This window comes from Streptomyces sp. NPDC047917 (assembly GCF_043204345.1).
In the GTDB taxonomy this organism is placed as follows: Bacteria; Actinomycetota; Actinomycetes; order Streptomycetales; family Streptomycetaceae; genus Streptomyces; species Streptomyces sanglieri.
Genome location: NZ_JBIDCA010000012.1, coordinates 106,191 through 122,614, shown reverse-complemented (window position 1 = coordinate 122,614; position 16,424 = coordinate 106,191). Strand labels below are relative to the sequence as shown.

At 71.1% G+C, this 16,424-nt stretch carries 16 protein-coding genes; 8 read left to right on the top strand and 8 right to left on the bottom strand.

What is annotated here, in order from left to right; translation table 11 throughout:
- The first annotated feature begins 58 nt into the window (after window positions 1-58).
- Complete coding sequence (locus ACGF8B_RS28350) at window positions 59-1,543, top strand: MFS transporter (protein ID WP_392744033.1); 1,485 nt, start codon at window positions 59-61, stop codon at window positions 1,541-1,543.
- Here ACGF8B_RS28350 and ACGF8B_RS28345 read toward each other — a convergent pair.
- A complete protein-coding gene (locus ACGF8B_RS28345) occupies window positions 1,516-2,433 on the bottom strand; it encodes a helix-turn-helix domain-containing protein (RefSeq protein ID WP_392744030.1) in 918 nt (305 codons plus the stop codon). The two genes, ACGF8B_RS28350 and ACGF8B_RS28345, sit on opposite strands and share 28 nt — an antisense overlap.
- A gap of 101 nt (window positions 2,434-2,534) precedes the next feature.
- Here ACGF8B_RS28345 and ACGF8B_RS28340 point away from each other — a divergent pair, with 101 nt between their 5' ends.
- Entirely contained in the window at window positions 2,535-4,007 is a 1,473-nt protein-coding gene (locus ACGF8B_RS28340) for an MFS transporter (protein WP_392744028.1), read from the top strand.
- A gap of 172 nt (window positions 4,008-4,179) precedes the next feature.
- On the opposite strand, the gene ACGF8B_RS28335 is transcribed toward ACGF8B_RS28340, so the two are convergent.
- On the bottom strand, window positions 4,180-4,416 hold the full coding sequence (locus ACGF8B_RS28335; RefSeq protein WP_392744026.1) for a DUF6243 family protein: 237 nt from the start codon (window positions 4,414-4,416) through the stop codon (window positions 4,180-4,182).
- 451 nt (window positions 4,417-4,867) lie between these two features.
- The gene (locus ACGF8B_RS28330; RefSeq protein WP_392744023.1) at window positions 4,868-6,250 is read right to left on the bottom strand and encodes a glycine--tRNA ligase; all 1,383 of its coding nucleotides are present in this window, start codon (window positions 6,248-6,250) and stop codon (window positions 4,868-4,870) included.
- Window positions 6,251-6,456: 206 nt separating this feature from the next.
- Here ACGF8B_RS28330 and ACGF8B_RS28325 point away from each other — a divergent pair, with 206 nt between their 5' ends.
- The 4 genes from ACGF8B_RS28325 (at window position 6,457) to ACGF8B_RS28310 (ending at window position 9,627) form a co-directional block, all read left to right on the top strand.
- Complete coding sequence (locus tag ACGF8B_RS28325; protein WP_392744021.1) at window positions 6,457-7,410, top strand: metal ABC transporter substrate-binding protein; 954 nt, start codon at window positions 6,457-6,459, stop codon at window positions 7,408-7,410.
- A gap of 38 nt (window positions 7,411-7,448) precedes the next feature.
- Window positions 7,449-8,231: a metal ABC transporter ATP-binding protein gene (locus tag ACGF8B_RS28320; RefSeq protein ID WP_392744019.1), complete on the top strand. Its 783-nt coding sequence runs from the start codon at window positions 7,449-7,451 to the stop codon at window positions 8,229-8,231.
- A gap of 2 nt (window positions 8,232-8,233) precedes the next feature.
- Window positions 8,234-9,127 (top strand): metal ABC transporter permease, encoded by an 894-nt coding sequence (locus ACGF8B_RS28315; RefSeq protein ID WP_392744017.1) that lies wholly within the window; start codon window positions 8,234-8,236, stop codon window positions 9,125-9,127.
- 65 nt (window positions 9,128-9,192) lie between these two features.
- On the top strand, window positions 9,193-9,627 hold the full coding sequence (locus ACGF8B_RS28310) for a Fur family transcriptional regulator (protein WP_392744014.1): 435 nt from the start codon (window positions 9,193-9,195) through the stop codon (window positions 9,625-9,627).
- Window positions 9,628-9,663: 36 nt separating this feature from the next.
- On the opposite strand, the gene ACGF8B_RS28305 is transcribed toward ACGF8B_RS28310, so the two are convergent.
- The 5 genes from ACGF8B_RS28305 to leuA form a co-directional block, all read right to left on the bottom strand.
- On the bottom strand, window positions 9,664-10,197 hold the full coding sequence (locus tag ACGF8B_RS28305; protein ID WP_392744011.1) for a YcxB family protein: 534 nt from the start codon (window positions 10,195-10,197) through the stop codon (window positions 9,664-9,666).
- A 23-nt stretch (window positions 10,198-10,220) separates the two neighbouring features.
- On the bottom strand, window positions 10,221-11,045 hold the full coding sequence (locus ACGF8B_RS28300; RefSeq protein WP_392744008.1) for an isoprenyl transferase: 825 nt from the start codon (window positions 11,043-11,045) through the stop codon (window positions 10,221-10,223).
- 50 nt (window positions 11,046-11,095) lie between these two features.
- A complete protein-coding gene (gene recO, locus ACGF8B_RS28295) occupies window positions 11,096-11,842 on the bottom strand; it encodes a DNA repair protein RecO (RefSeq protein WP_266915942.1) in 747 nt (248 codons plus the stop codon).
- 42 nt (window positions 11,843-11,884) lie between these two features.
- Complete coding sequence (locus ACGF8B_RS28290; protein WP_392744005.1) at window positions 11,885-12,562, bottom strand: TerB family tellurite resistance protein; 678 nt, start codon at window positions 12,560-12,562, stop codon at window positions 11,885-11,887.
- Window positions 12,563-12,801: 239 nt separating this feature from the next.
- Window positions 12,802-14,589, bottom strand: a complete 1,788-nt coding sequence (gene leuA, locus ACGF8B_RS28285; RefSeq protein ID WP_392744003.1) for a 2-isopropylmalate synthase — start codon at window positions 14,587-14,589, stop codon at window positions 12,802-12,804.
- A 295-nt stretch (window positions 14,590-14,884) separates the two neighbouring features.
- On the opposite strand from leuA, the gene ACGF8B_RS28280 reads away from it, so the two are divergent.
- Window positions 14,885-15,961: a M4 family metallopeptidase gene (locus ACGF8B_RS28280; protein ID WP_392744001.1), complete on the top strand. Its 1,077-nt coding sequence runs from the start codon at window positions 14,885-14,887 to the stop codon at window positions 15,959-15,961.
- Between the two features lie 48 nt (window positions 15,962-16,009).
- A complete protein-coding gene (locus ACGF8B_RS28275; protein WP_392743999.1) occupies window positions 16,010-16,276 on the top strand; it encodes a protealysin inhibitor emfourin in 267 nt (88 codons plus the stop codon).
- The last annotated feature ends 148 nt before the right edge of the window (window positions 16,277-16,424 follow it).

The following is a 16,424-nucleotide window of genomic DNA, read 5'->3' as shown; positions in this document are numbered from 1 at the left end:
GCGTACAAAGCGCGGCTCTCCGGCAGCAGAGTTCGTTAGTTAACCGTACTATCCATGTATGCCTGAGCTCAGCCACCGCCGCCGGCAGTTGGTACTGGCGATCTGCTGCATGAGTCTGCTGATCGTCAGTCTCGACAACACCGTGCTCAATGTCGCCCTCCCGTCCATGCAGAAGGAACTGCATGCCACCGTCGCGGGCATGCAGTGGACGATCGACGCCTACACCCTCGTACTGGCCTCGCTGCTGATGCTCGCGGGCTCCACCGCCGACCGGATCGGGCGCCGGAAGATCTTCAAGATCGGGCTCGTCCTGTTCACCCTCGGTTCGCTGCTCTGCTCCGTGGCGCCGAACCTGGAGTCGCTGGTGGCGTTCCGGATGGTGCAGGCGGTGGGCGGCTCGATGCTCAACCCGGTCGCGATGTCGATCATCACCAACACCTTCACCGACCCGCGCGAGCGGGCCCGTGCCATCGGGGTGTGGGGCGGTGTCGTCGGCATCTCCATGGCGGCGGGACCGGTGGTCGGCGGGCTGCTGGTGGACTCGGTGGGCTGGCGGTCGATCTTCTGGGTCAATCTGCCGGTCGGCCTCGCCGCGCTCCTGCTCACCTGGCGGTACGTCCCCGAGTCCCGCGCCCCGAAGCCGCGCAGGCCCGACCCGGTGGGTCAGCTGCTGGTGATGGCGCTGCTCGGTTCACTGACCTACGCGATCATCGAGGCACCCTCGGCCGGGTGGACCTCGGCCCGCATCCTGGCCTTCGCGGCGCTCGCCGCGTGCTCGCTGGCCGGCCTGCTGCTGTACGAGCCCCGGCGGGCCGAGCCCCTGATCGATCTGCGGTTCTTCCGCAGCGCCCCGTTCAGCGGTGCCACCGTCATAGCGGTCAGCGCCTTCGCCGCGCTGAGCGGGTTCCTCTTCCTCAACACCCTGTACCTGCAGAACGTGCGCGGGCTGAGCGCGCTGCACGCCGGTCTGTACATGCTGCCGATGGCGACCCTGACCTTCGTCTGCGCACCGCTGTCCGGGCGGCTCGTCGGCAACCGCGGCCCCCGGCTCCCGCTGCTCGTGGCGGGCGTGGCCATGACGGCGTGCGGGCTGCTGTTCGCCGCGTTCGACGCGGAGACGGACAACGTCCTGCTGTTCACCGGCTATGTGCTGTTCGGCCTCGGCTTCGGCATGGTGAACGCGCCGATCACCAACACGGCCGTCTCCGGGATGCCCCGCTCGCAGGCCGGGGTGGCGGCCGCGGTGGCCTCGACCAGCCGGCAGACCGGCGGGGCGCTGGGGGTCGCGGTGATCGGTGCGGTGCTGGCGGCCGGGGTGGCAGGCACCGGCTCGCCGCGCGGCGCCGCCTACGCCGAGGCCTTCGTGGACGCGAGCAAGCCCGCCTGGTGGATCCTCGCCGGGTGCGGGCTGTGTGTCCTGCTGGTGGGGGCGCTGACCAGCGGGCGCTGGGCGCGGGAGACGGCACTGCGGACCGCGCGGCGGCTGGAGCGGCCGGCGGACGTCCCGGCCGGGGATCAGACGTCGGCAAGCTCCAAGGCCTGAAGCCGGTCGAGGCGCTGCCTGGTCTCCTCGTCGGCGGGCGCGTACGTCACCATCCGCGGCCCGCGCGACGGGCCGAGCCACAGGTCGGTGTGTTCGACGTGGAGCAGTCCCACGTGGGCGTTGCGGAAGACCTTCGTCCGGCTGCCCGCGCCGACCACCTCGTGCCGGGCCCAGATCTCCCGGAACTCCGCGGACGACTCCTCCAGCCGCCCCAGGAGCGCCTTCCAGGCGGGCTCGGCCAGGTGGTCGGCCATCGCCCCGCGGAACTTGGCGGCCATCAGCCGGAGCACCCCGGGGAGGTCGACGACGGAGGAGCGCCACTGCGCGTTGGTGTAGGCGAGGATCATGCAGTTGCGGTCCTCGGGGGCGACCGCCTCCAGATCGCAGAGCAGCCTGCCGTAGGTCCGGTTGTACGCGAGGATGTCGTAGCGGCTGTTCTGGATGCAGGCCGGGACGGGGTCCAGCTGCCGCAGCATCTCGCGCAGTCCCGGAGTCACGCTCGGGCAGTCCGCGTCCGGTGACGGGTCGACGGCGCCGGCGAGCGAGAAGAGATGGCCGCGCTCGCTGCGGTCCAGCAGCAGGGCGCGGGCCAGCGCGTCGAGCACCTGGGGCGAGACCTGGATGTCGCGGGCCTGTTCCAGCCAGGTGTACCAGGTGACGCCCACGGCGGAGAGCTGGGCGACCTCCTCGCGGCGCAGGCCGGGGGTGCGCCTGCGGCGGCCCCGGGGCAGGCCGACCTGTTCGGGGGTGATGCGCTCCCGGCGGCTGCGCAGGAAGTCCGCGAGTTCGTGCCGCCGGACATCGGGCTCGAAGCGCCCGCCGCGCCCCTGGGCCGGCGGAACCCCGGGGACCACGCGCACCTCGGGCGGTTCGCTCGCCATCGTCGCCATGCCTCCAGCCTGCCGAACCGCCCGGCGCTCTGCCAGGTGCTCCTTGTACCAGGATAAAGACACTCTGGTACCAGGCTGACAAGGCCGCGATTCTCGATGGCGTGAGTGAATCAACTGTACGGACGCACCCCTCCTCCGCCACCGCCGACGCCGTGGTGCGGCACGACCACCCCGCTCCGGTGCTCGGCGCGCTCGGACTGTTCACCGTGCTGCTCGGTGCGGCGCTGCCGCTCATCGACTTCTTCATCGTGAACGTCGCCCTGCCGACGATCGACCACGATCTGGCCGCGGGCCCCGCCCTGCTCGAACTGGTCGTCGCGGGCTACGGCCTCTCCTACGCCGTGCTGCTCGTCCTCGGCGGCCGGCTCGGGGACATGGCCGGGCGGCGCCGGCTCTTCCTGCTGGGCATGGCCGCCTTCGGGGTCACCTCGCTCGCCTGCGGACTCGCCCCCGACGCCTGGACGCTGGTGGCGGCGCGGGTGGCCCAGGGCGCCGCGGCCGCGCTGATGCTGCCGCAGGTGCTCGCGACCATCCAGGCGGCCACCTCGGGCCACCGGCGGGCCCGTGCGATGGGCCTGTACGGGGCGACGGCCGGGCTCTCCATGGTGGCGGGCCAGGTCCTCGGCGGTGTCCTCGTCGCCGCCGCGCCGCTGTCGTCGGTGTTCGGCGAGAGCGCGGGCTGGCGTTCGGTGTTCCTGGTGAACGTTCCGGTGGCGGCGGTGGGGCTGGTGCTGGCCGCCCGCGTGGTGCCGGAGACCCGCTCCGAGCGGCCCGCGCCGATCGACGTACCGGGCACGCTGCTGCTGACCGTGTCGCTGGTGACGCTGCTCGCGCCGCTGACGGAGGGGCGCGCCGCGGGCTGGCCGTTGTGGACCTGGGTCTCGCTGGCCCTGTTCCCGTTCGCCGGTTACGCGTTCTACCGGGTGGAGCGGCGGGCCGACCGCCGCGGGCTGACCCCGCTGGTGCCGCCGAGCCTGCTGCGGCTGGAGTCGCTGCGCCGCGGGCTGGCGCTGGTGGTGCCGTTCTCGATCGGCTTCGGCGGCTTCATGTTCGTCATCGCGGTCGCCCTCCAGCAGGGGCTGGAGCTGGGTCCGGCCGCGGCCGGGCTGTCGATGGCGCCGATGGCGGCGGCGTTCTTCGTGGCGTCGCTGGCCGGTCCGCGGCTGATCCTGCGGTACGGCAGCCGGGTCGTGACGGCCGGCGGGCTGATCCAGGCGACGGGGGTGCTGGTGCTGGCGATCACCGTGTGGCGCGAGTGGTCCGGTCTCGGGGCACTGGGGCTGCTGCCGGGGGTCGCGATCGCGGGGTTCGGGCAGGGGCTCCAGCTGCCCGTCCTGTTCCGGATCGTGCTCTCCGACGTACCGGCCGCGCGGGCCGGGGTGGGCGGCGGGGTGATGACGACGACCCAGCAGGCCGCGCTGGCCCTGGGGGTCGCCACACTCGGCACGCTGTTCCTCGCCCTGGTGCCGGGCGCCGGGATGCGGGACGCGCTGGCCGTGACGCTGCTGGTGCAGCTGGCCGCGGTGGTGCTGACGACGCTGCTGAGCCTGCGGCTGCCGCGCAGGGTGGCGTGAAGGCGGGGCGGTCGCGGGGCGCGGACAAGGGCGTGGGGGGGGGGCGGGCGGGGGGGGGGGGGGGCGGGGGGGGGGGGGGGGGGGGGGGGGGCGGGGGGGCGGGGGGGGGGGGGGGGGGGGCCCGCGGGGGGGGGGGGGCGGCCCCAAAGGGACAGAGCGGGGTGAGGAGGCGTCAGCTCTCGGCCGGGGCGTCCTGCCCGGACGCGTCCGCGGCGCCGTCCGCCGGGGCCGCCTCGGGGGCGGTGCCGGACTGGGCGCGCTCGCGCATCTTGCGCAGCAGCTCCTGCTTCTGGTCGGCCGCCGCCTTGCGGTCGGTGTTGCGGGCGGCGCCCGCGCCCTGCTGATCGGCGCGGGACAGCTTCTTGCGCTGTCCGCCCACACCGAGAAGGTTGTTACGGCTCTTGGCCACGGCGTTCTCCGGTTCGTAGTGCGAAGTGAGGTCTCAGGCGACCTGGCAGGGGTCCGGTGGGCGGCGGGTGGTCGAACCCGCCGCGCTCTCACTCGTAGATCTGGAAGAACGAAGACATGCCGGAACCGTACCCCGGCCCGGTGCGCACCCGCACCGGCTTTTGCGCCCGGTTCCCGCGCCGGGTGACCGGGCGGGCGGGTCGGCGGCCGTCCGATGGGCCTCGGCCGGATGCTCCCGGCCACGGGCCGGGGCGGGAACCGCCCCCGTTCTCCCGGCCGCAGGCGTCGCGGCCCGGCCGCCGCCGCACCCCCGGCTTGCACACGTGGACGCATCGGGTGACCCCGCTGGTGGTCATTGACGGCACCGGGGCCCCTCGGTGGGATGCCCGGTGCGTGACGAAGCCCCCGGTTCCGTACGGGGAACCGGGGGCTTCGTCGGCGCGGTCGATACGTCAGCAGCCGATCAGGCGGGCGCCGAGGTAGGCCTGGATCTGGTCCAGGGAGACGCGCTCCTGCTTCATGGTGTCGCGCTCGCGCACGGTCACCGCGTTGTCGTCGAGGGTGTCGAAGTCGACGGTGACGCAGAACGGCGTACCGATCTCGTCCTGACGGCGGTAGCGGCGGCCGATGGCGCCCGCGTCGTCGAACTCGATGTTCCAGTTCTTCCGCAGGTCGGCCGCGAGGCCCTTGGCCTTCGGCGACAGCTGCGGGTTGCGGGACAGCGGCAGGACGGCGACCTTGACCGGCGCCAGGCGCGGGTCGAGACGCATCACGGTGCGCTTCTCCATGACGCCCTTGGCGTTGGGCGCCTCGTCCTCGATGTAGGCGTCGAGGAGGAAGGCGAGCATCGCGCGGCCGACACCGGCCGCCGGCTCGATGACGTACGGGGTCCAGCGCTCGCCGGCCTCCTGGTCGAAGAACACCAGGTCGGTGCCCGAGGCCTTGGAGTGCGCCTTGAGGTCGTAGTCCGTGCGGTTGGCGACGCCCTCCAGCTCACCCCACTCGCTGCCGCCGAAGCGGAAGCGGTACTCGATGTCGGCGGTGCGCTTGGAGTAGTGGGAGAGCTTCTCCGCCGGGTGCTCGTACCAGCGCATGTTCTCCTCGCGCATGCCGAGGTCCGTGTACCAGTTCCAGCGCTGGTCCATCCAGTACTGCTGCCACTCCTCGTCGTCGCCCGGCTTGACGAAGAACTCCATCTCCATCTGCTCGAACTCGCGGGTGCGGAAGATGAAGTTGCCCGGAGTGATCTCGTTCCGGAACGACTTGCCCATCTGGGCGATGCCGAACGGCGGCTTCTTGCGCGAGGTCTGCAGCACCTGGCCGAAGTTGGTGAAGATGCCCTGGGCGGTCTCGGGACGCAGGTACGCGACCGAGCCGGAGTCCTGGGTCGGGCCGAGGTGGGTGGAGAGCAGGCCCGAGAACTGCTTGGGCTCGGTGAAGGTGCCCTTGTTGCCGCAGTTGGGGCAGTTCAGCTCGGTCAGACCGTTCGCGGGCGCGTGACCGTGCTTCTCCTCGTACGCCTCCTCCAGGTGGTCGGCGCGGAAGCGCTTGTGGCAGGAGGTGCACTCGGTCAGCGGGTCGGTGAACGTGGCGACGTGGCCGGAGGCGGACCAGACCTCGGGGGCCAGGATGACCGACGAGTCGAGACCGACCACGTCCTCGCGCGAGGTGACCATGTAGCGCCACCACTGGCGCTTGAGGTTCTCCTTCATCTCGACACCCAGCGGCCCGTAGTCCCAGGCGGCGCGCTGACCGCCGTAGATCTCACTGCACGGGTAGACGAAGCCACGGCGCTTGCTCAGGCTGACGATGGAGTCGATCTTGTCGGCGGCCACGGTGCTCTCTTCATTGCGACGAAATGGGACAGGGTGCGGCGCGAAGCGCCTAGGTGGGGGGTGGTGTTCAGGAGACGGGCGGGCGAATGACTCAGATTACCGGCGGGGACGGCCCCTGGATCAAATCGGTATCGGCGCCGTCGGCCGGGAAGTCATCTCATAGGTCTTGTTGACAATCGTTTCCAGTTTTGTTGAAAATGACTGTCATGAACGTCAGCCGCCTCATACCCACCGCCGCGGTCGCCGGAGCAGTCGCCCTCGGCCTCACCGCGCTCACCGCCTGCTCCTCCCCGGACACCGCGGACCACAAGAACGGCGACAAGCTGGACGTGGTGGCCTCGTTCTATCCGATGCAGTTCCTGGCCGAGCAGATAGGCGGGGAACACGTCTCCGTCACCACGCTGACCAAGCCGGGCGTCGAGCCGCACGACCTGGAGCTCAGCCCGCGGCAGATCGGCGGGCTCACCGACGCCGACTACATCCTTTACCTCAAGGGCATCCAGCCCGCCGTGGACGACGCCATCGGGCAGTCCGGCGCGAAGGACGCCGTCGACGCCGCGAAGCTCACCACGCTGGAGGACCACGGCACCGAGGCCGGCGGCGAGGAACACGGCCACGAGCACCACGGCGACGAGGCCGGCGCCGACCCCCACATCTGGCTGGACCCGGTGAAGTACGCCGAGGTCGCCAAGGGCGTCGGGAAGTCCATGGCGAAGGCGGACCCGGACCACGCCGCGGACTACCGCAAGAACACGGCCGCGCTGGTCGGCAAGCTCGACGCGCTGGACAAGGCGTACGCGGACGGCCTGAGGAACACCGCCACCAGGACGTTCATCACCACCCACTCCGCCTTCGGGTACCTCGCCGAGCGCTACGGCCTCACCCAGGAGGGCATCGCCGGCGTCGACCCCGAGGCCGAGCCCAGCCCCGCCCGGATCAGCGAGATCCACACCATCGCGAAGAAGGACCGGGCCACCACCGTCTTCTTCGAGACGCTCGCCAGCGACAGGACGGCGAAGACCCTCGCCAAGGACACCGGCCTGAAGACCGACGTCCTGGACCCGCTCGAAGGCATCACGCCCAAGTCCAAGGGCGCCGACTACATCGAGGTCATGCGGTCCAATCTCGCCGCCCTGCAGAAGGCGCTCGGCGCGAAGTGACCCTCGTACCCCCCGCCACAGCAGCATCGGAGGCGCACATGCCCGAGACCGGGAGCACCACGACCGACCCCGTGATAGCCGTGCGGGGCGCCACCGCCACCCTCGGCGCGCGTCCGGTGCTGCGCGGCATCGACCTGACCGTCCACCGCGGCGAGGTCGCCGCCCTGCTCGGCGCCAACGGCTCCGGCAAGTCGACCGCCGTACGTTCCGTCATCGGCCAGGTCCCGCTCGGCGGCGGCTCCGTCGAGCTGTTCGGCACCCCGCTGCGCCGCTTCCGCTCCTGGGCGCGGATCGGCTACGTGCCCCAGCGCACCACGGCGGCCGGCGGCGTCCCCGCCACGATCCGCGAGGTCGTCACCTCCGGACGGCTGTCCCGTACGAAGCTGGGCCTGCTCCGCAGGGCCGACCGGGCCGCCGTCGACCGGGCCATCGAGCTCGTCGGCCTCGCCGACCGCGCCGGGGACTCGGTGAACGCCCTCTCCGGCGGACAGCACCAGCGGGTGCTGATCGCCCGCGCGCTGGCCGCCGAACCCGAGCTGCTGATCATGGACGAGCCGATGGCCGGCGTGGACCTGGCCAGCCAGGAGATCCTCGCCGCGACCCTGCGCGAGCAGGTCGCGGCCGGCACCACGGTGCTGCTCGTGCTGCACGAGCTCGGCCCGCTGGAGCCGCTGATCGACCGCGCGATCGTGCTGCGCGACGGCTGTGTGATGCACGACGGGCCGCCGCCCGAGGCCCTGGGTCAGCACGCGCTGCCCGGACACGACCACGTACACCCCCACGCGGCCTCCGAGCCCGTCCGGACGGGACTGCTGAGCTGACCATGGAATTCCTCGACCCCCCCTTCATGCAGCGGGCCCTGCTCGCCGCCGTGCTCGTCGGCGTCATCGCGCCCTCCGTCGGCATCTACCTCGTCCAGCGCCGCCAGGCCCTGATGGGCGACGGCATCGGCCACATCGCGATGACCGGTGTCGGCCTCGGCTTCCTGCTCTCCACCAGCCCGGTCTGGATGGCCACGGCGGTCGCCGTCGCCGGCGCCGTCGTGATGGAACTGATCCGCTGGTACGGACGCACCCGCGGCGACATCGCGCTGGCCATGCTGTTCTACGGCGGCATGGCGGGCGGTGTGCTGCTGATCAATCTCTCCGACACCGGGTCCAACGCCAACCTCACCTCGTACCTCTTCGGCTCCCTGTCCACGGTCTCCTCCGAGGACATCACCTCGATCTGTGTGCTGGCCGCCTTCGTGCTGCTGGTGACGCTGGGGCTGCGCCGCCAGCTGTTCGCGGTCAGCCAGGACGAGGAGTTCGCCCGGGTCACCGGGCTGCCGGTGCGCGCGCTGAACCTGCTGGTCGCCGTGACGGCGGCGGTGACCGTCACCGTCGCGATGCGGGTCGTCGGGCTGCTGCTGGTCAGCGCCCTGATGGTGGTTCCGGTCGCGGCCGCGCAGCAGATCTCCCGGTCCTTCAAGGTGACGTTCGTGCTGTCGGTCGTCATCGGCACGGCGGTGACCCTGGCCGGCACCGTCACCTCGTACTACCAGGACGTCCCGCCCGGCGCGACGATCGTGCTGCTGGCCATCGGGGTCTTCGTCGCCCTGACGCTGCTGGCGGCCCCGCTGGCCAGAAGCCGCGCCCGCCGGAGCGAAGCGGCGTCCGAGGAGTGCACCCTGGAAGTACCGGCCACCCGTCCGGCCCCGGACGAGCTCCGGATCTGACCGTGACGCCCGGGCGGGCTGGCACAATGGCCCGACACAAGTACGGGCGACACGAGGAGGCTGCTGTGGCGACGGCGCCGATCAGTGGAACGAACGCGGCTCCGGTACGCGGCCGGTCGACCCGGCAGCGGGCGGCGGTGGCGGCGGCGCTCGACGAGGTGGACGAGTTCCGCAGCGCCCAGGAGCTGCACGACGTGCTCAAGCACCGCGGCGACTCGGTCGGGCTCACCACCGTCTACCGCACCCTCCAGTCCCTGGCCGACGCCGGGGAGGTCGACGTGCTGCGCACCACGGACGGCGAGTCCGTGTACCGCCGCTGCTCGACCGGCGAGCACCATCACCACCTGGTGTGCCGGATGTGCGGCAAGGCCGTGGAGGTCGAGGGGCCCGCGGTGGAGCAGTGGGCGGAGACGATCGCCGCCCAGCACGGGTATGTGAACGTCGCCCATACGGTGGAGATCTTCGGCACCTGCGCGGAGTGCGCGGCCGCGAAGAAGTGACGGTGCGGGGCCGGCGTTCCCGGCCCCGCACCCGTCTCAGAGCCTCTGCACGTTGCGGTCGAGCACGCTCCGCAGCCGGTCGAGTTCCTCCGGCCCGCGCAGGCCGCGCTTGGGCACCATGGTGATCCCGGTGGCCTGCTTGTCGCCGCTGAACAGCACGAAGAGCTGCGGAGTCTCCCGGTAGCGGGGCACCATCGGCCAGCGGACGGTCGTGGTGCTGTGGTCCGTGGTCACTTCTATGCCGGTCTCGCGCACCACCGTGCGGCAGGTGCCCTGACGCACGGCGAACCCGTACAGCTGCCGGGCCCGGAGCCAGGGCGTCAGGACCACGGCCAGCACCACGAAGACGAGCCCCACCCAGACGGGCGCCCCCGGGCCGTGCCGGCCGCTCGCGATCGTGATGCCCATCAGCACGGCCAGCGCCGGCATCAGGATCAGCAGCTCGCGCTGCATACGGCCACTTCTGCTGATCTTCGCGCGGGCGTTCAACGCCTCCGCGAAATCGGCCGTGGTCGGCTGGTACGCCGGCTCGACCACGACCCCTTCCGGTTCCCGCCCCTGAGTTGTCATGGGGCGGGATCGTAACGGCAGGGTCAGACGGCCGGATCCGCGGTACCGGCCTCCACCGCGCCGCCGAAGCGCCGGTCCCGCTGGGCGAATTCCAGACAGGCCCGCCACAGGTCACGGCGGTCGAAGTCCGGCCAGAGCACGTCCTGGAAGACCATCTCGGCGTAGGCGCTCTGCCAGATCAGGTAGTTGGACGTGCGCTGCTCGCCGCTGGGGCGGACGAAGAGGTCCACGTCCGGCATGTCCGGGTAGTAGATGTACTTCGCGAAGGTCTTCTCGTTGACCTTGGACGGGTCGAGCTTCCCGGCCGCGACGTCCTGGGCGATCCGCTGCGCCGCGTCCGCGATCTCGGCCCGGCCGCCGTAGTTGACGCAGAAGTACAGCGTCATCCTGTCGTTGTCCTTGGTCTGCTCCTGGGCGACCTGGAGCTCCTGGACGACGGACTTCCACAGCTTGGGCATGCGGCCGACCCAGCGGATGCGGATGCCCAGTTCGTCCATCTCGTCGCGGCGGCGGCGGATCACGTCCCGGTTGAAGTTCATCAGGAACTTCACCTCCTCCGGGGACCGCTTCCAGTTCTCGGTGGAGAACGCGTACAGCGAGAGGTTCTTCACGCCCATCTCGATGCAGCCCTTGAGCACGTCCATGACGACGCCCTCGCCGACCTTGTGGCCCTCGGTGCGCGGGAGGCCGCGTTCCTTGGCCCAGCGGCCGTTGCCGTCCATCACGACGGCCACGTGCTTGGGCACCAGCTCGCCGGGGATCTTCGGGGGCGTGGCACCGGAGGGGTGCGGCTCCGGGGTCTTGTAGTCGCGCCGGTTACGGCCGCCGAGCATCCCGCGTACTGCCATGAACTGTCTCGCTCCCTGTGCCTGATCTGCCTGTGCTTGATGTGCCCGTGTCACTTCTCTACGTACCGCAGTGAGCGCAGCCCGCGCTCCAGATGCCAGTGCAGATAGGCGGACACCAGTCCGCTCCCCTCCCTGACATGACGCGCCTCGCACGCGTCCGCCGTCTCCCAGTCGCCGCTGAGCAGTGCGCTCAGCAGTGTGACGGCCTCAGCCGAGGGTACGACGCTGCCGGGCACCCGGCAGTCGCCGCATATGACGCCCCCCGCCGCGACCGAGAAGAACCGGTTCGGTCCGGACATTCCGCACTTGGCGCAGTCCTCGAAGCTGGGCGCGTAGCCGTTGACGGCCAGCGAGCGCAGCAGGAACGCGTCGAGGATGAGATGCGGCTCGTGTTCGCCGCGGGCGAGGGTGCGCAGCCCGCCGACGAGCAGCAGGTACTGCTGGACCGCGGGCTCGCCCTCGTGGTCGGTGAACCGCTCGGCGGTCTCCAGCATCGCGGTGCCTGCGGTGTAGCGGGCGTAGTCGGTGACGATGCCGCCACCGTACGGGGCGATCGTCTCGCTCTGGGTGCAGAGCGGCAGACCGCGGCCGACCAGTTCGCTGCCCCGGGCGAAGAACTGCACGTCGACGTGGGAGAAGGGTTCCAGCCGGGCCCCGAACTTGGACTTCGTGCGGCGCACCCCGCGCGCGACGGCGCGCACCCGGCCGTGGCCGCGGGTCAGGATCGTGATGATCCGGTCGGCCTCGCCCAGCTTCTGCGTGCGCAGCACCACGCCGTCGTCCCGGAACAAGCTCATGCGTCCATTGTCCGGTACGGGGAGGGCGGCCGGGGCCGGGGCTCAGGAAGGCGTGCGCGCCGCCTCGGCGAGCAGCCGGGCCGTGTCCTGGGCGCAGAGCTGGAGCGCGCCGCCGACCGTGGTCAGCACCTCGCGCTCCGCCTGCCCGTACGGTCCGTCGGCGAGCGCGATCCGGGCGCCCTGGAGCAGAATCGATTCGCGTCCGGCGGGGGCGAGGTGCGGGCCGAGGGGTTCCAGTGCCTCGTGCAGTTCGATGGCGAGGGCCGCTCCGCACGCGTCGGCCGCGGGGTCGAAGGCGGAGCCGTGGCCGGTGTCGGCGGCGAGGACCTCGACGACGGTGCAGAGCTGTTCCTCGGTGCAGTCGTCGAACCCGGCGCCGCGCACGATGGTGGCCGCGGTCTCCAGCACTGTGCGGGAGGTGGTGCCGCCGGCCGCGAGGACGCCGAGCGCGACGGTGTGGACGGCGTCCCGGAGCATGGCGGAGAGCCGGGTGGTGGTGGGGTGGTCGAGCGCGTCGGTGCCGAAGTGCTCGTGGCAGGCGGCGCATTCGACGACCGGGCCGACGGTGCCGCGCCGCAGCATCGGTACGCCGAGCACCGCGAAGCGCCGACGGCCGGTGAGCCTGCGGTAGTTGCGGTCGCCGCCGCAGCCGGGGCAGAAGAACTCGCCGTCGCCGACGGGGTCCCAGACGGTGCGGATGCCGCAGATACGCAGCTTCATGGCGCGTTGTCCCATGCCTGACCGCACGTCGCACACCTCCGTAACTCCCCCGTAGCCCTAAAAGCACGGGAGGTGCCCCTCCGGCAACATTGCCGTGTGGACGTGATGTTAACCACAGTCGCGATGCGACGTCAGTACCTCGCTCGTCACAACCGCCCGGAGATGGCCGAACCCCGCCCCCCGGAAGCGGGTGGACGGGGTCCTCGGCCGTGCGGCGGAGCGCCCTCGCGGGCGCCGGATCAGCGGGTGGCGCGGTTGACCGCGGAGACGACCGCCTTCAGTGAGGCCCGGGTGGTGTTGGCGTCGATGCCGATGCCCCACAGGACCTTTCCGTCGATCGCGCACTCGATGTACGAGGCGGCCTGGGAGCTGGCGCCCTCGCTCATGGTGTGCTCGGTGTAGTCCAGCAGCCGGGCGTCGATGCCGATGGCCTGCAGTGCTTCGAAGAACGCGGAGATCGGTCCGTTGCCGGTACCGGTCAGCACGGTGTCCGCGCCGTCCACGGTCGCCTCGACGGTGATCGTGTCCTTGCCGTCGGAGCCGGTGGTGGTCTGGCCGGTGCGGATCTGTACGCGGCCCCAGGCGTTCTCCGGGCTGGGCAGGTACTCGTCGCGGAACGTGGACCAGATCTGCGTCGGCGTGACCTCGCCGCCCTCGGCATCCGTCTTGGCCTGAATGATCCGGGAGAATTCGATCTGCATCCGGCGCGGCAGGTCCAGCTTGTGGTCGTTCTTCAGGACGTAGGCGATTCCGCCCTTGCCGGACTGCGAGTTGACCCGGATGACGGCCTCGTAGCTGCGGCCGACGTCCTTCGGGTCGATCGGCAGGTACGGCACCGCCCACTCGATGTCGTCGACCGTCTTCCCCCGGGCGGCCGCGTCGGCCTCCATGGCGTCGAAGCCCTTCTTGATGGCGTCCTGGTGGGAGCCGGAGAAGGCGGTGTAGACCAGGTCGCCCGCGTAGGGGTGGCGCGGGTGGACCTCCATCTGGTTGCAGTACTCGCTGGTGCGGCGGATCTCGTCGATCTGCGAGAAGTCGATCTGCGGGTCGACGCCCTGCGAGAACAGGTTCATGCCCAGGGTGACCAGGTCGACGTTGCCGGTGCGCTCGCCCTGGCCGAACAGGCAGCCCTCGACCCGGTCCGCACCGGCCATGACGGCCAGCTCGGCGGCGGCGACGGCGGTGCCGCGGTCGTTGTGCGGGTGGACCGACAGGCAGATGAACTCGCGGCGCGACAGGTTGCGCGACATCCACTCGAACCGGTCCGCGTGCGTGGACGGCGTCGAACGCTCCACGGTCGCGGGCAGGTTGAGGATGATCTCGCGCCCCTCCTCGGGCTGCCAGACGTCACAGACCGCCTCGCAGACCTCCAGGGCGAAGTCCAGCTCGGTGTCGGTGAAGATCTCGGGGCTGTACTGGTAGCCGAAGGTCGTCTCCGGGCCCAGCAGCTTCTCCGCGTACTCCACGACCAGCCGGGTGCCGTCCACGGCGATCTGCTTGATGTCGTCCTTGGAGCCGCGGAAGACGACCCGGCGGAAGGTGGGTGCCGTCGCGTTGTACAGGTGCACGGTGGCGCGGCGGGCGCCGACGATGGACTCGACGGTCCGCTCGATCAGGTCCTCGCGGGCCTGTGTCAGGACGGAGATCGTCACGTCCTCGGGGATCGCGCCCTCTTCGATGATGGAGCGGACGAACGCGAAGTCGGTCTCGCCGGAGGACGGGAAGCCGACCTCGATCTCCTTGTAGCCCATGCGTACCAGCAGATCGAACATCTCGCGCTTGCGGGCCGGCGACATCGGGTCGATCAGGGCCTGGTTGCCGTCGCGCAGGTCGGTGGAGAGCCAGCGGGGCGCAACCGTGATCCGGTTGTCCGGCCAGGTGCGGTCGGGGATCTCGACGGCCTCGTAGCTGCCGTACTTGTGGATCGGCATCCCGGACGGCTTCTGCAGCCGAGTCGCGTTGGTGACCGGCGTCGGGCGGCCGACAGCGGCTTCAGCGGGGGACTGAGCGGGATTTGCGGCGGTCATGGCGTACGGCTCCTCGGGGTCCAACCAGGTGGGACGGCCGACTGTGTCGCTGCAACACCAGACTCCGCGGGGAGGGGGTCGGCCTACGACTACAGGCCCTCGCCGCGGCAGCTAAGAAGAAGCAGCCCGAAACGCATGATGCGACGAGACTAACCGAGAGGTGCCTGATGCGTCGGTCCCGTATCAGTATGCGGGACCGGGCGCAGGAAACGCCCAACCGTGATCGATCACTCCATTTCGTCAATCCTGATCGCAACCAGTGACATCGCGGTTACCTGCTGCCACAGTCGGTTGTATGCACTCTCAGTCACCGCACGGCTTCCGCCCGGTCTTCTGCACGATCGTGCCGCCTCATGTCCTCGACAGGCTGTCGCAGTCCGACAACCCCGATCTCGCCGGGCCCTCCCGTCGCACCCTGGAGGGCGACGCGGCCCGCCGCACCCGCCGCCAGATGGCCACGGTCGTCACCGTGCCCGTCGCCCCCGCGTCCGACGGGGAGGTGTCCGACAAGCCCGAGCGCGTCCTGTACGACTGCCGCAACGGCACCCAGCTGCCCGGCACCAAGGTCCGCTCCGAGGGCCAGGACCCGACGAAGGACGCGAGCGTCAACCGCGCGTACGCGGGGCTCGGCGCCACCTTCGAACTGCTGCTCAAGGCGTACGGCCGCCGTTCGATCGACGGCAACGGACTGCCGCTGATCGGTTCCGTGCACTACGACGAGAAGTACAACAACGCCTTCTTCGACGGCGAGCAGATGGTCTTCGGCGACGGGGACGGGGAGATCTTCCTGGACTTCACCGTCGCCATCGATGTGATCGGCCACGAGCTGACCCACGGCCTGACCCAGTACACCGCCAATCTGAGCTACTACGGCCAGTCCGGCGCGCTCAACGAATCCATGTCCGACGTCTTCGGCTCCCTGGTCAAGCAGTACACGCTGGGCCAGAGCGCCGACCAGGCCGACTGGCTGATCGGCGCCGGGCTGCTCGCGCCCCACGTCCAGGGCGTCGCGCTGCGCTCGATGAAGGCACCGGGCACGGCGTACGACGACGACGTGCTGGGCAAGGACCCGCAGCCGGCCTCGATGGAGGACTACGTCCACACCAGCGAGGACAACGGCGGGGTGCATCTCAACTCGGGCATTCCGAACCGCGCGTTCTATCTGCTGGCGACGGCGCTCGGCGGCAATGCGTGGGAGCGGGCCGGGCAGCTCTGGTTCGATGTGCTCACAGGTGGTCAACTGGCCGTGGACGCGGACTTCGCGGACTTCGCCCGGCTGACGGTCGCCGCCGCCCGCAGCCGCTTCGGCGAGGGCGACGAGGCCGAGGCTGTCCTGAAGGCGTGGTCGGAGGTGGGCGTTCCGACCGCATGACGCGGTTCCGGCCCCTTGGCCGGCCCGCCCGGCGTTGGAGGACAGCACATGCGGATCCAGGTCAGCAGGACCGGCGGCTTCGCCGGCATCGCACGCCGCCGCGAGGTCGACACCTCCGGGCTGGCCGATGCGCCGGAGTGGGAGGCGCTGGCCGAGACGGCGCTCGCGGCGGGGCACGACACCCCGCCCGGCGGTGTGCCGGACGGCTTCCGGTACGCGATCACGGTCGGCGACCGGACGGTCCACTGCGCGGACCCGAGGCTGACCGACGCCCAGCGGGCACTGGTCTCACGCGTCCTGAAGGAGGGCGCGTGAGACCGGTCTCCCGGTAGCCCGGCTCGGAAGCCGAGCCCGCGCTGCTGCTCGGGGCCCGTCCCCGCCGCCGCCCTCCGGCCGCCGGACCGGGCACAGCTCGGAAGCCGAGCTTGCGCAGTTGCTTCGGGGCCCGTCCCCACGGTCACCC

What these genes read in the sequence shown, in the direction of transcription:
- recO (WP_266915942.1), bottom strand. Translation starts at nt 11,842, where the DNA reads ATGAGCTTGTTCCGGGACGACGGCGTGGTGCTGCGCACGCAGAAGCTG.
- leuA (WP_392744003.1), bottom strand. Translation starts at nt 14,589, where the DNA reads ATGACCGCCGCAAATCCCGCTCAGTCCCCCGCTGAAGCCGCTGTCGGC.
- ACGF8B_RS28280 (WP_392744001.1), top strand. Translation starts at nt 14,885, where the DNA reads ATGCACTCTCAGTCACCGCACGGCTTCCGCCCGGTCTTCTGCACGATC.
- ACGF8B_RS28275 (WP_392743999.1), top strand. Translation starts at nt 16,010, where the DNA reads ATGCGGATCCAGGTCAGCAGGACCGGCGGCTTCGCCGGCATCGCACGC.
- ACGF8B_RS28345 (WP_392744030.1), bottom strand. Translation starts at nt 2,433, where the DNA reads ATGGCGACGATGGCGAGCGAACCGCCCGAGGTGCGCGTGGTCCCCGGG.
- ACGF8B_RS28305 (WP_392744011.1), bottom strand. Translation starts at nt 10,197, where the DNA reads ATGACAACTCAGGGGCGGGAACCGGAAGGGGTCGTGGTCGAGCCGGCG.
- ACGF8B_RS28290 (WP_392744005.1), bottom strand. Translation starts at nt 12,562, where the DNA reads ATGAAGCTGCGTATCTGCGGCATCCGCACCGTCTGGGACCCCGTCGGC.
- ACGF8B_RS28320 (WP_392744019.1), top strand. Translation starts at nt 7,449, where the DNA reads ATGCCCGAGACCGGGAGCACCACGACCGACCCCGTGATAGCCGTGCGG.
- ACGF8B_RS28315 (WP_392744017.1), top strand. Translation starts at nt 8,234, where the DNA reads ATGGAATTCCTCGACCCCCCCTTCATGCAGCGGGCCCTGCTCGCCGCC.
- ACGF8B_RS28325 (WP_392744021.1), top strand. Translation starts at nt 6,457, where the DNA reads ATGAACGTCAGCCGCCTCATACCCACCGCCGCGGTCGCCGGAGCAGTC.
- ACGF8B_RS28300 (WP_392744008.1), bottom strand. Translation starts at nt 11,045, where the DNA reads ATGGCAGTACGCGGGATGCTCGGCGGCCGTAACCGGCGCGACTACAAG.
- ACGF8B_RS28350 (WP_392744033.1), top strand. Translation starts at nt 59, where the DNA reads ATGCCTGAGCTCAGCCACCGCCGCCGGCAGTTGGTACTGGCGATCTGC.